This is a genomic window from Halalkalibacter wakoensis JCM 9140, from assembly GCF_000513095.1.
In the GTDB taxonomy this organism is placed as follows: domain Bacteria; phylum Bacillota; class Bacilli; order Bacillales; family Bacillaceae_D; genus Halalkalibacter; species Halalkalibacter wakoensis.
Map to the genome: position 1 here is coordinate 1 of NZ_BAUT01000028.1, position 13,311 is coordinate 13,311.

11 protein-coding genes and 1 pseudogene are annotated in these 13,311 nt (G+C 36.4%); 8 read left to right on the forward strand and 4 right to left on the reverse strand.

The window, feature by feature from the left end; all coding sequences use genetic code 11:
* Positions 1-136: 136 nt before the first annotated feature.
* Entirely contained in the window at positions 137-424 is a 288-nt protein-coding gene (locus JCM9140_RS11850) for a hypothetical protein (protein ID WP_235715331.1), read from the reverse strand.
* Positions 425-611: 187 nt separating this feature from the next.
* Here JCM9140_RS11850 and JCM9140_RS11855 point away from each other — a divergent pair, with 187 nt between their 5' ends.
* The 5 genes from JCM9140_RS11855 (at position 612) to betA (ending at position 7,065) form a co-directional block, all read left to right on the forward strand.
* Positions 612-2,963, forward strand: a complete 2,352-nt coding sequence (locus tag JCM9140_RS11855; RefSeq protein WP_034746529.1) for a TOTE conflict system archaeo-eukaryotic primase domain-containing protein — start codon at positions 612-614, stop codon at positions 2,961-2,963.
* 168 nt (positions 2,964-3,131) lie between these two features.
* On the forward strand, positions 3,132-3,329 hold the full coding sequence (locus JCM9140_RS24485) for a hypothetical protein (RefSeq protein ID WP_235715332.1): 198 nt from the start codon (positions 3,132-3,134) through the stop codon (positions 3,327-3,329).
* A 67-nt stretch (positions 3,330-3,396) separates the two neighbouring features.
* Entirely contained in the window at positions 3,397-3,687 is a 291-nt protein-coding gene (locus JCM9140_RS24490; RefSeq protein ID WP_235715333.1) for a DUF8451 domain-containing protein, read from the forward strand.
* Between the two features lie 78 nt (positions 3,688-3,765).
* Positions 3,766-4,632, forward strand: a complete 867-nt coding sequence (locus JCM9140_RS24495) for an ATP-binding protein (protein ID WP_235715334.1) — start codon at positions 3,766-3,768, stop codon at positions 4,630-4,632.
* Positions 4,633-5,367: 735 nt separating this feature from the next.
* Complete coding sequence (betA, locus tag JCM9140_RS11865) at positions 5,368-7,065, forward strand: choline dehydrogenase (protein WP_034746533.1); 1,698 nt, start codon at positions 5,368-5,370, stop codon at positions 7,063-7,065.
* A gap of 346 nt (positions 7,066-7,411) precedes the next feature.
* Here the strand turns inward: betA and JCM9140_RS11870 are convergent.
* A pseudogene (locus JCM9140_RS11870) lies at positions 7,412-8,333 on the reverse strand (SDR family oxidoreductase).
* A gap of 227 nt (positions 8,334-8,560) precedes the next feature.
* Between JCM9140_RS11870 and JCM9140_RS23740 the strand changes: the two are divergent.
* A complete protein-coding gene (locus tag JCM9140_RS23740) occupies positions 8,561-8,725 on the forward strand; it encodes a hypothetical protein (RefSeq protein WP_166485462.1) in 165 nt (54 codons plus the stop codon).
* Positions 8,726-8,941: 216 nt separating this feature from the next.
* Here JCM9140_RS23740 and JCM9140_RS11875 read toward each other — a convergent pair whose 3' ends face one another.
* On the reverse strand, positions 8,942-9,847 hold the full coding sequence (locus JCM9140_RS11875) for a glycine betaine ABC transporter substrate-binding protein (RefSeq protein ID WP_034746536.1): 906 nt from the start codon (positions 9,845-9,847) through the stop codon (positions 8,942-8,944).
* A 193-nt stretch (positions 9,848-10,040) separates the two neighbouring features.
* Positions 10,041-10,589 carry a choline uptake/conversion transcriptional regulator CudC gene (gene cudC, locus JCM9140_RS11880; protein WP_034746539.1) on the reverse strand — a complete coding sequence of 183 codons (549 nt, stop codon included), beginning with the start codon at positions 10,587-10,589 and terminating at the stop codon, positions 10,041-10,043.
* 298 nt (positions 10,590-10,887) lie between these two features.
* On the opposite strand from cudC, the gene JCM9140_RS11885 reads away from it, so the two are divergent.
* The gene (locus tag JCM9140_RS11885; RefSeq protein ID WP_034746542.1) at positions 10,888-11,886 is read left to right on the forward strand and encodes a sugar-binding protein; all 999 of its coding nucleotides are present in this window, start codon (positions 10,888-10,890) and stop codon (positions 11,884-11,886) included.
* The gene (locus JCM9140_RS11890; protein WP_034746545.1) at positions 11,883-13,307 is read left to right on the forward strand and encodes a sensor histidine kinase; all 1,425 of its coding nucleotides are present in this window, start codon (positions 11,883-11,885) and stop codon (positions 13,305-13,307) included. The genes JCM9140_RS11885 and JCM9140_RS11890 overlap by 4 nt, the downstream gene beginning before the upstream one ends.
* Positions 13,308-13,311 lie beyond the last annotated feature (4 nt).

Here is a 13,311-nt window from a genome sequence, read left to right on the forward strand (position 1 = left end):
TTTCAACTGGGATTTATAGAATGTTACTTGGATATCTTGACCAACTAAGTGAAAAGTTTAAGCTAATTGATGAATCATGTTGATGATGGTGATCCATATGGCTACATTTTTATACCAATTATTGTAGATGAACATTCTAAAAAGGAGACTCATTCTCTTCTATTGTTATATTTTGCTTTGGTTTTTTGGTGTCTGTTGTAAGATGAGGGTGGTCATCATTGGTACTATTTGAAATGAACTTATGACATTTAGGGCATTCAATCATTACATCATCTAGATGAAATCCTACATATCCATGAGTACATTCTTGTATTGTAAAAATTGTTTCCCAATCCATCTCAAATGTATAATTACAGTCATTACAATATAAAACACAAATGCCGAAGTTTTCTGTTTCCTCAATAATGCTCTTTTTCTTACCCACAATAAACATTCTCCCTTATAAAAATTTCAACTCTTTTAGTTTTAGTATACACTCGCTACTAAAATTACTCTATTGCTGCCTTTTGCACAAACTATACTTAGTAAAATTATTATGAAGGATTAGACTGTTAAATAAATGGTTTCTTGGCTAAACTAGAGTTAAAGATATTTACGATTGGAGTAGCCTTATGGATATGCACGAACAGCTCAGGTATGCTTTAAAAGAGATTGATAGACTTAAAAAAGAAAATATTCAATTAAAAAAGTATCTCTATAAAATACAAGATCGTAATACATTTTATAGCCTAACATCTAATATAAAGAAAACAGCGACGGATTTTACTCCTAAAGAAAAAGCAGCAATTTCACTATTTATGAACCTTTTTCGAGGAAGGTCTGATGTTTTTGCTCAAAGGTGGAAATCGAGTACTACAGGTAAATCTGGTTATTCACCTGCATGTAAAAATGAGTGGGATAAAGAGCTTTGTCGAAAACCTAAAATTAAATGTCAGGATTGTTCCCACCGCCTATTCAGTCCCTTAACTTCCCAAGTTATTTACGAACATTTAAGTGGCATAAAAACTATAGGAATTTATCCTTTACTAGAAAATAATACATGTCATTTTCTAGCTGTGGACTTTGATAAGAAGCAATGGAAAGATGATGTACGTGCATTTATTGAAACGTGTAAAAATTTAGGGTTACCATATCATATCGAACGTTCTCGCTCAGGAGAAGGCGCTCATATTTGGTTCTTTTTTGAAAAGGAAATAAGCGCTTCGTTAGCTAGAAAATTTGGAGTGATTCTATTATCAAAAACAAGTGAAAAGCGCTTTGAAGTTGGCATGGATTCCTTTGATAGAATGTTCCCTAACCAAGATCTATTACCTAAAGGTGGTTTTGGTAATTTGATAGCTCTCCCATTACAGAAGCAAGTAAAAATGAAAGGGAATAGTGTCTTTGTAAATGATTCATTTCAGGAATTTGAAGATCAATGGCAATATCTATCGTCGATAAAAAGGATATCTGAAAAAAATATTTTACAAATAGTAACAAACTTCTCCAAGGAAGAAAGCTCTATAAATGTAAATGAGAAAGTTGAGAATATTAACTTGCCAAAAGAAGTTACTATTGAACTAAATCATGGCATTCAAATTCTGAAGAATTTATTACCAAGTAAGATACTGAATGAATTACAAAAACTTGCGACATTCGGAAATCCAGAATTTTTCAAAGCACAAGCAAAGCGCTTTTCCACTCATCGAATTCCTAGAATGATTGATTGTACACAGATTGATGACAATATGCTCATATTACCAAGAGGTTTATTAGAAAAGGTGAAGGAAATCTTCTCTAAATATAAAATATCTCTAACAATACTAAACAATCAATTCGTAGGAAAGTCTATTGACGTTAAATTTTATGGTCAACTTACGATCCAACAAGAGGACGCTGTTACATCTATGGCTAATCATGACAATGGAGTATTAGCAGCAGATACTGGTTTTGGGAAAACAGTGACAGCTGCAGCGTTAATTAGTAGAAATGAAACAAATACACTCATAATTGTGCATCGAACACAACTAGTTGAACAATGGAAAGACAGATTATCATCTTTTTTAAACATCCCAGTAAAAGAGATTGGTCAAATTGGTGGTGGGAAAAATAAACCAACCTACAACATAGATATATCTACGATTCAATCGCTTAATCATAATGGTTTAATAAAACCTGAGTTACATCATTACGGGCAAATTATCGTAGATGAATGTCATCACATTTCTGCCGTAAGCTTTGAAAAGGTATTAAAAGCAGTCGCAGCGAAGAAAGTGTATGGTTTAACAGCAACCCCAGTTAGGAAAGATGGATTGCACCCAATTATATTTATGCAATGTGGGCCTATAAGATATAAAACCAATAATAAACAACAAGCCAATTTTCGACCGTTTAAACAAACCCTTGTTAAAAGAGAGACATTACTAAATACGAATGAAACTGATATACAAGCTATATATTCCTTGTTATCTACTAATAAAGAACGAAACGATATGATTTTTAACGATGTTCTACAAGCTCTAGATGAAAAACGCTCTCCTATAGTGTTAACGGAACGTTTAGACCATATAAATGAACTATATGAGCTTTTCAAGGGATTTGCTAAAAATATAATTATCCTATCAGGAGCTATGAAGAAGAAAGAACGGCAACAAGCGCTAGAAAAGTTAATTGAATTACCTGATAGTGAGGAGAGATTATTAATTGCAACAGGAAAATACGTGGGAGAAGGGTTTGATGATTCGAGATTAGATACCCTCTTTCTAACAATGCCAATCTCTTGGAAAGGTACATTGCAACAGTATGTAGGGCGGCTTCATCGTAATTATAGTAGCAAAAGTGAAGTGAAAGTGTTCGATTATGTAGATTCGAACGTTGATGTACTAGAGAAAATGTTTAAAAAACGATTAAAGGGATATAAAAATATAGGTTATAGTCTAGGTGAGAACAAAGAGAAAAGCCAACAAATTCAATTATTCCAGTAGTTTTAGAGAAATAAAAGATATAAATGATTTAACAGTAAATAATAATTCTAAATGATTACAAAGTGGAATGTTAATAGGTTCATATAAAATGTTAATGAAATAATAATGAGTTACTGTTTCTTTAAGTAATAGGAGTCAAATTTCATTTATTTATGGAGGTGAAGTTTTATGATATCTAAAGAAGAAGTACAGATACTGCTAGATAAGTTAGAAACAAGTATAGCTGATGAGCTTGAATCACAACAACTAGATTTTAAGCAATGGATAACAAGAAGTTTGATGACAACATTAAACGGTCCCAGAAGGCTCAACACGCTTACTGTTGATGAACGTATTTCCAGGTATGCCTCCTTACACTACCACTGATGGTTCTGCAACAATAAGACAGGGAAAGGATTGTATTCCTTATACAGGTTCTTTAAGGCGTAAAATGATGGATACTTCAACACAGATGGACTTTACTGATGAAATAATCCACGAGGACTGGCAAAGTCTATTTTCACATTCAGCAATGAAGCGCGTCCGGGAAATTATGTCTAGAGAAAGGGTTGATGAAAGCCTTTTGACGTTATCTGACGAAGATTTATTGAGGTCTATCGGAGCGTTAAAGGAAAACTTTCTTACTAAAGGCGCCCTACTACTTGTTGGAAAGCCTGAAGCTATTTTAAAATATATTCCACAATACAAATGGTCTTTTAGAAAGATGATTAGTGATACTGATTAATCTCATCGAGATGACGGAACTCATGCTATACCAGTAGCACTGTATGAATTGGAACGGTATATAGCTGTCGATAATCCAATGGTTACTGTAGAATCTGGACTTGTACATCCAGAGTTCAGTACATATCCAACAATTGCTTTAAGAGAAGCTTTGCTTAATGCGTTTGGTCATAGGGATTATCGAATGAATGGAACTATTATGTTAAAGCAATATAATGATAAGCTAATACTAACTAATCCAGGAGAGTTTGTTGGTGGTATTACACCTAAAAATATTCTCCACCATCCTCCAGTAGCGAGGAATAATCACTTAATGGATTTGTTAGATAGATTAAAATTAGTCAACCGTTCAAACCTTGGTGTTTCAAGGATATTCCGTTCGCTATTGATTGAGGGGAAAGAACCACCGATATATAGAGAAGTTGGTAGTAACATTGAGCTTACCTTTATATCTTCTCCATTAAACAAGGATTTTAAAAACTTAATTAATCATATGGCACAAGAAAAAAATCACATTGATGTTGACCATCTGCTTATATTGCAATATTTAATTAGACATGAAGAAATTGATACGTCAATAGCAGCAGAAGTTGCTCAAAGAAGTATGGAACAAGCACGTGAATTACTTAGTAAGATGCAAAATGATTTAAATTTATTAGAATCAATCGGACGTGGTAAAGGGAGGTACTTTACTCTTTCACGAAGTGCATATAAATTATTAAAAGGTGAATTGCAATATGAACGTCAGCAAATTTTGGATAAAGAAGCAGTCAAAATTCGCATATTATCTATACTAAAAACAGATCGAAGTTTAACTAATAAGGAAATAAGGCAATTAACGGGGATGAACCAAAAACAAGTACAACGTTTGGTAAAAGAAATGGAACCAGACGGTGTTAAGATTGTTGGAAAGGGAGCTGGAACCAAATATATTTATTCTCCTTAATAAAATAGGGACACAAAAGGGGACATTATTGGAGTTAACTCCTTAATGAACAAAGTACCATTAGGAAAAAAAAGGACAAAATAAGGACAAAATAAGGACAAAAAATTAATTACATAAAGAATATTAACATCTTTTACAGTTCTTTGACCAATAAGCGTTGCTAACATTTTGCTAACGCAATCCAGTGAAAAACAATATATCCCCGTTAAAAATGTTACATTAAGAATTTAACAAAGTCTTAATATACCGCACTTTTCGCAAACGATGTGCAAGATATTACACACTCTCACCTTAGGGCGGCATGATGTAATCTGCCCCTGAACCCCCTTGTTACAGGAGGTTTGTAGGAAAATAATTAATTGAGACTTCTCAAAGGTTTAATAATCTTTGAGGAGTCTCTTTTTTTGTACACCTTTGCATGCTGCAGCAATTTTTCTGAAGAAATTCCCTCCTTTCCTTTTAGGTATTGATGTACTTAGGAATAAAATTGATTGGATCAAAAACTTATAAAAGAAACCTGGTTTACAAAAAAAAATCACTGTGGTATATTAATTATATTAAGAATGTTAAATAAAAACTTAACAAAGTTAACAGTATTTAAATGCTCCTAAAGTAAATGAAAAAACTAGCAAACTTTTATACTTGTTTCATTTACTAAAGACGATCTTTTTATGAATGCTTTGCAAATAGCTTAATAACTAAATTCCATTTTCAACATCCAAGGAGGTCCGGAAGATGAAAGAAACATATGATATTGTAGTAGTAGGTGGAGGAAGTGCCGGTTCGGTACTCGGTGACCGTTTAAGTGCAGACGGAACACGTAGTGTACTTGTTTTAGAGGCAGGACGAAAGGATTTTGCATGGGACTTATTGATCCAAATGCCTGCAGCTTTGCCGTTTCCATCAGGAAACCCTTTATATGACTGGAGATACGAGTCTGACCCTGAACCACATATGAATGGACGTCGTATCAAGCATGCTCGTGGAAAGGTGCTTGGAGGTTCAGGTTCAATCAACGGTATGATTTATCAAAGAGGTAATCCGATGGATTATGAACGTTGGGGAGCAGACGAAGGTATGGAAACGTGGGATTTTGCACACTGTCTTCCGTATTTTAAACGCTTGGAAAGTGCGTTAGCTGCTGATCCAGATGACGTATATCGTGGCCATGATGGTCCTCTTAAACTAGAACGTGGTCCAGCTACGGGTCCACTATTTCAAGCCTTCTTTGACGCAGCGGTCGAGGCCGGGTACGCGAAGATTCCTGATGTGAACGGTTTTAGACAAGAGGGATTCGCTCCGTTTGATAAGCATGTGTACAAAGGACAACGTTTTTCACCTTCACGTGCCTATCTGCATCCAGCTATGGGGCGTGAGAACCTTACTGTGAAAACACGTGCGTTTGTGACAAGTATTGATTTTGAAGGTACTCGTGCAAAGGGTGTGACGTATCAAAGAGATGGGAAGACTCATCAGGTTATTGCAGGTGAAGTAGTACTTGCAGGTGGTGCAATCAATACACCGCAATTGCTTCAATTGTCAGGTGTGGGAAATGCTGAATACTTGCGCTCACTTGATATTGAACCGGTAGTTGATCTTCCTGGTGTTGGTGAAAACCTTCAGGATCATCTTGAAACCTACATTCAATACTCTTGTCCACAACCTGTTTCTGAACAGCCTAACTTAAATAAACTGAAAATGCCATGGATCGGTTTACAATGGTTAGTCGGACGTAAAGGTCCAGCAGCTACGAACCACTTCGAAGGTGGAGGTTTCGTTCGTTCCAATGAGGACGTTCAATATCCAAACTTGATGTTCCACTTCCTACCAGTCGCGGTTCGATACGATGGACAGAAAGCGGACACGGCTCACGGGTTCCAGGTACACGTCGGACCTATGTATTCTGATGCTAGGGGATCATTAAAGATTCGTTCTAAAAATCCTAAAGAGCATCCGAGCATGATTTACAACTATCTTTCAACTGAACAGGACCGCCGTGAGTGGATTGAAGCAGTAAGAATTTCACGTGAAATCCTAAACCAGCCAGCGATGGCACCTTATAATTCGGGTGAAATTTCACCAGGTCCTTCTGTTAGTACAGATGAGGAGATTTTGGAATGGGTGAGAAATGATGCAGAGACTGCCCTTCACCCAAGTTGTACCGCGAAGATGGGGCCCGCTTCAGATCCAATGGCCGTTGTAGACCCACTAACGATGAAGGTTCACGGTCTTGAAAATGTTCGAGTCGTTGATGCATCTGCTATGCCTTATGTAACAAATGGAAACATTCATGCGCCGGTATTGATGTTGGCGGAAAAAGCAGCAGATTTAATCCTTGACCGTAAACCTCTTGAGCCAATTCACCTTGACTTCTACCGTCATGGAGTGCACCCGCCTGAAGCAGGGACAATTAAAACACTAGTTAAATCATAATGAGTTTATAAGAAGGACTCTTTCAAAATGTATTGTGAGCCAAAGCATACATTTATGAGAGAGTCCTTCTTTTTTGATGTTTATTTTTTAATTGCTCCTTAGAGAGATATCCTGAAATGCTAGGTTTACATCACGAGATTGCTTAGTATGGATACAGAAGCGGGTTAGAATGGGTTTACACGTTATAGAAAGCAAATATCTATTTCGCAGCTTTCAATTAAGTAACTAATTCTCTTAATTTTCATTAATGTACTAGAGCCCGTGTGTGTAAAAAATAGAAAATATGAATATAGCAATCCAAATGTTCATTAGAAATAGTCTACCTTCGTCACCGAATTGCTATTATCTAACCGAACACTTCCCCACCATTCACATGATGAACCTGGCCTGTGATAAAGCGGGAATCATCGGAAGCCAAATGAACATAGGTTGGTGCTAATTCAAATGGTTGCGCAGGTCGTTTCATAGGATTGTCCGCGCCGAATACTGCGACGTCATCAGCTGTAAAACTAGCTGGGATGAGCGGGGTCCAAATTCTCCCTGGCGCGACCGCGTTGACACGAATGCCTTTATCGATCACATTGTTGGCAAGTGCCGTGTGAAGCCTATATTTGCAGCTTTTGTGGCAGTATAATCAATCATTTGTTCTTCGCCGGCAAAAGCAACGACGGAAGAAGTATTGATAATAGAGCTTCCTTCTTTCATGTGGGGAAGGGCTGCTCTTGTGGTGTAAAAGTGTGAATATATATTTACTTTAAACGTATCATCAAATTGCTCGTCGGTCACATCGGTTAAAGATAACTGTTGAAACTGGATTCCGACATGATTGCAAAGAACATCTAATTGTCCAAAAGTTTTGAGTGTCTTCTCGACAATTGCAATGCATTGATCCTTTTTGCGTAAGTCCCCTGGCATGAGTAAACAACGCTGGCCTAATTGTTCCACTCGCGTTTTCGTTCGATGGGCATCGTCATGCTCATCAAGGTAAGCGATGGCTACATCTGCTCCTTCTTTTGCAAAAGCAATCGCAATCGCAGCACCAATTCCACTATCTCCTCCTGTAATTAACGCCACTTTTCCTTTTAATTTTTCGCTTCCTTTATAATGGGGATTTTCTACGATTGGTTTCGGTACCATGAGTCTTCGACACCAGGATGACGCAATTGACGCTGTTCCGGAACATTGAGGGGAATCTCTTCATTGCGAACAATTTTCCCGTAGTTCGGATACAGAGGATACGGGTGCTCCTGTTTATTGTTCTCAAACATTTGTTGCACATGCTTAATTTGATCGAGTTTTTGATGATCATTTGACATATGTTGATGATGGGATTGGTGATCGTTATAGTTCGGCATAGGAACCTCCTAAGTAAGTAAATTCATCACACTCTATGCATAAACACCCAAAGAAGTGAATTGCCTTCCTACCCAAGGACATGCTCACATTCATAGTAAGCGAATACGATAAAAAGACAATAAGAAGGAGGGCTCAGGCAATGTTGTTTGAATATAATCCAGAAGCAACCGTTTTATTAAAGGACGCCTCAGATGAAAAGGTGAAAATGCAATACATGAATCACGCTTGGCCGATGCCTAAATCATCGGAACGACCGCCCTATTTCACGAATCCGAGATATGGATGGAATTACCCTGTTATTTAAAGAGATTTTAATGAACAGGAGACGAATAGAGTGCTAGAGAAGAGGCACTCTATTTTGTTTTGTGAATAAATGCGGCTCTAAGTCATTCGTCAAAAAAGAAGTACTTAAGCTTAGAAGAATTTTAAATGGATATAGAAAGAAAGTATCTCAATCTAAAAAAAGAAGTTAGTCCTAAAATATAAGGGACTAACTTCTCTCTTCAAGTCTACATATTACTTATTTTACCCATTGATCAATCAAATCTTGGTTCTCTTCAATCCATTTTTTAGCGCCATCAAGTGGATCTTCAGCACTTTCTACTTCATATATAAGGTCGCTTATTTGTTGGTCATCCATTTTCCAGTTGTTAAACCATTCAGTTACTTCTGGGTGGTCTTCTTCAAATCCATCTCTTGTAGCATGATGAATTTTTTCTACGCCACCAAATGTGTTTTGCGGGTCTTCTAAGAATTTCAAGTCATAGTTAGAAAATACCGAGTGTGGGCTCCAAAGTGGTGCCACAATTGGTGCTTCATTTCCTACAGCCGTTCCAATCTCAGCTAACATCGCTGGTTCAGAACTTGATAGTAAATTAAAATCGAGATTATAATCTTCAATTAGTTGCTGCGTCACTTCCATCGTACCTGCACCAGGATCAAATCCGACAATGACACCGTCAAACAGATCTTTATGTTCATTTAAATCTTCTACGCTATTGATGTCTTCTAAATAAGTTGGAACAACAAGTCCGACTTTTGCATTATCAAACCAAGTAGATTCTGAGAAATTAAAGGAATCTTGATATTCTTCTAGATAATGGGCATCTTGAACCGGTAACCATACTTCTAAACTAGCATCTAAATCACCACTTGCTAAAGCTCTCATCGTAACACCCATGTCCAATACAGGTAACTCGACTGTATAACCTTTTTCTTCTAAAATGGCTTTCCACATATTTGTGACGGCAATATTTTCGGCCCAGTTAATTTGACCAATAACTAAATGTTCATTACTTGTTTCTGTCTCTGTCTCTGTACCTGCTTCTTCACTGCTTGTTTCCTCGTTAGTGCTTCCGCATGCTGTCAGTAAAGCAACCATTAGCAGCAATAAGATAAAGCTAAGTTCTTTTTTCCAATTGTTCATGTAGAATAACACTCCTCTGTTTTTATATAATTAAGTTAAAAACATTCCGAACATTAACTGCGTTAAGAATATTTTTAACAAACATATTAGAATGAAACTTATCTCTTTGATTGTTGAGATAAGTAAAACATCTATAAGTTTGGTAGTTAGTAGCCTTTTTTCTATATTATATCAGATAAACTCTTTATTAATCTTATTCATTTTTCTTAGGGATCAACTCAAATATCTTGCCACTTCTTATGCTTTCAACTAAGTCATTTAACCAATGGTAATATGTTTTTGAATCCTCTAATTGCTCATAGTTTTCTTTGGCTTCAGCAACAATTTCTAATGTGCTTATAGGGTCTTCTATAATATCTAGTAAATCTTTTTGTGCTTCTTTAATGGCTTCCATGTTCATTTTTACTTCACGTTCCCACATCTGGCAATAAAACACCATAAATGAACGGAAGAAGTTTTTCTCAGCTTTATACGTGTGTTTTCTGGATCCACGCGTAAAAGTTTTTTTCACCATTTCTATTTCTTGGAGCTTACGGACACTAGTACTCATACTTGGTTTACTCATTCCGAGCTCGGTATGCATTTCATCAAGAGTCATCTGATTTTTAAAGTACATCGTCGCATATAAATTTGCGGCAGCTGGTGTTACGCCATATAGATCCATTGTTTCTGCAATAGATCCGATGACTTTCTCTTGAGCCTCTTCTATTTTACTTCTAGATTCTTTAATAGACGTACTCATAAAACTACTCCTTCGTCCAAAGTGAAGTTTGTAAAATTTTTTTAAAATATTCTTTATAAACTTAATGATAACGCGTTCGGCTCAAATGTCAAATGAAAAAAGCAATTTTTTTATATTGTGAAGTCCGTCCAGCTCAGTATTCATAGGCTTTTCGGCTAATTTGAATTATTTCTATTTATCTAAGTTTATGTGTTAAAACAGAAAAGTATATTTCTTAGCACTGAGTGATATTGGCTGTGTTAGAATTCTATAATATACATCCAATTTACACAGTTACTTCATCGTTTGGGGGAAAGGCATGAATCGAACTATTTTATATACAATATTGCTTTTAGCTTTTCTAACAGCTTCTGGATTCTCTCTATATTTTTATCATCAATCACAGGTAGACAATGAAAAAATTTCGGTCATGTTGACATCTCAGCAAGATCTTCCAAGATACCATTTTGTTTTAATTGGAGAGGAAATGAATCATGAATATTGGCGTTTAGTCGGACAAGGTGCGAAGGCAGCAGAGAAGGATTTTGATGTTTTTGTTGAATACGTTGGGCCTAAGCGTTCTAATCCTGATGAGCAACTTAAGCTGTTTGATATGGCGATCAAATCAAAGGTCGATGGAATTATTGTGCAAGCACTTAACGATCAATTTACTCCTTTAATTGATCAGGCGGTGGAACAGGGAATTCCGGTTATTACAATTGATACCGATTCTGAAGGTAGTATGCGTGGTGTCTATATTGGGACAGATAATTACGAAGCCGGTCAATTGGCAGGGAAATCATTGGTTGAGGATACAAAAGGCGAAGCAACGGTTGCAATCATTTCTGGCAGTTTCGATCATGATCTTCATCGACTGCGTGTAAAAGGATTTACAGATATTGTCGAGCAGATTAATGGAATAGAAATTGTGGCAATAGAAGAAGCGGCTATTTCAAGAGTTGATGCGGAGGAAAAGGCTTATAACATGTTAGCAGAGCATGATAACATTACTGCCTTTTACGGGACGAGTTCTTATAATGGCGTTGGAATTGTAGCTGCTGCAAAGTCTTTAAAAAAAGAAAGCGAGATGTATGTGATTACATTTGATGCGATTGATGAGAATCTACAATTGCTAAAAAATGGTGAGATCAATGCGATAGTTGAGCAACAGCCGTTTGAAATGGGTTATACAAGTGTTGAAAAGATGATTGATATGATTAAGGATAAACCGTTTGACGATGTTTATCATACAGAGTTATCGATTATCCGTGACGTAGATTTGCCGATTAGGAATCATCAAAAGGATGGGGATTCATGATTAAAATTCGTACAAAGTTACTCATTTATTTTGCTAGTATTCTGCTACTGCTAATTTTGTTATTTCTTGTTCGAGAACAGAGTAACGATAAAGTGATGGAGCTCTATAATGAAAATGTCGAATATTTCTTTCTCCTAAATGAGCTCACGAAAACAACAAATCAGACCTTTCAGTCCCTACAAATCTATGTTCATGAACCATTAATTGAAAACTTGCAACTCTATCAAGAAGAGAAAGAGCAACTGCTACAGCTCCAACAAGTCTTTAGTGAACAAGAAAAAGAAGGAATTTCTAAGAAAAACGTATTGAATATGATAACAAGTTTTCTTGAACAAACAGAACGGACTGTCGAAGGTGTAGCCAATAATGATATTCAAGCGTATTCCATATATGTACAAGAAGCTGAGAGAACATCCGGTTATATTCATGAGACAACACTGGACATCCTCAATATGGAGCTTGCCAATTATCAAGAAATTGCTGCTTTTATAGATAATAAGGTGATGAATACACAGAAGATGGGGTCAGCAATTATGATTGCCATCATCATTCTAAGTATTTTATTTGCTCTCTGGTTTTCAAATGGTATTACGAGAACGATTGAGCGATTAACAAAGGCCGCACAAGAAATATCATCGGGGCGTTACAATGGGAAAGATGTTGTTGTTTCACAGAAAGATGAGCTTTGGTTTTTGACAAAGACTTTTAATGAAATGAAAAGGAATATCTTACATTCGGTTAGTGAGATAGAGGAAAAGGCTAAGTTAGCGCAACTATTAAAAGAGATGGAATTGAAAAGCTTACAAAATCAAATCAATCCGCATTTTCTATTTAATACATTGAACACGATTTCAAAAACATCTTATATTGAAGGAGCGGAACGAACTAGTGACTTGATTTCCTCTGTTTCCACCTTACTTAGGTATAATATTGGTCATTTGGGTCGACAAACGACACTGAAAGATGAGGTCGAAATTATAAAAGAGTACTTTTTTATCCAAAAAGCGCGCTTTCGAGATCGTGTACAGTTTGTTGAAACCATAGATTCTAGTTGCCTATCAACTCCTATTCCATGTCTAACGCTTCAGCCAATTATTGAGAATGCATTTATACACGGAATTGAAAGCATGGCTGAGGGAGCTCAAATTGACATTCATATTTACCGTGAGGATGGAATGGTATGTATAGAGGTTATCGATAATGGGGCAGGGATGGATCAAGAGACGATTGATCGCTTGTTAAGCAAAGAGGAAGAATCTGAATTTTCTTTGTCGAAAAAAGGATCTGGTCATTCTACTGGGATCGGTATGAGAAATGTAATGGACCGGCTCGCATTGTTTGATAAAAATAGTTCTTTTTCAGTTTCTTCCTGTGTTGGAGAGGGGACAAAGGTTAGCATTCGGTTACAGCAATCAGGATAGGGGG

Coding starts and splice junctions, on each gene's coding strand:
- betA (WP_034746533.1), top strand. CDS start 5,368: ATGAAAGAAACATATGATATTGTAGTAGTAGGTGGAGGAAGTGCCGGT.
- JCM9140_RS11885 (WP_034746542.1), top strand. CDS start 10,888: ATGAATCGAACTATTTTATATACAATATTGCTTTTAGCTTTTCTAACA.
- JCM9140_RS11875 (WP_034746536.1), bottom strand. CDS start 9,847: ATGAACAATTGGAAAAAAGAACTTAGCTTTATCTTATTGCTGCTAATG.
- JCM9140_RS24485 (WP_235715332.1), top strand. CDS start 3,132: ATGATATCTAAAGAAGAAGTACAGATACTGCTAGATAAGTTAGAAACA.
- JCM9140_RS23740 (WP_166485462.1), top strand. CDS start 8,561: ATGTTGTTTGAATATAATCCAGAAGCAACCGTTTTATTAAAGGACGCC.
- cudC (WP_034746539.1), bottom strand. CDS start 10,589: ATGAGTACGTCTATTAAAGAATCTAGAAGTAAAATAGAAGAGGCTCAA.
- JCM9140_RS24495 (WP_235715334.1), top strand. CDS start 3,766: ATGGTTACTGTAGAATCTGGACTTGTACATCCAGAGTTCAGTACATAT.
- JCM9140_RS11890 (WP_034746545.1), top strand. CDS start 11,883: ATGATTAAAATTCGTACAAAGTTACTCATTTATTTTGCTAGTATTCTG.
- JCM9140_RS24490 (WP_235715333.1), top strand. CDS start 3,397: ATGGATACTTCAACACAGATGGACTTTACTGATGAAATAATCCACGAG.
- JCM9140_RS11855 (WP_034746529.1), top strand. CDS start 612: ATGGATATGCACGAACAGCTCAGGTATGCTTTAAAAGAGATTGATAGA.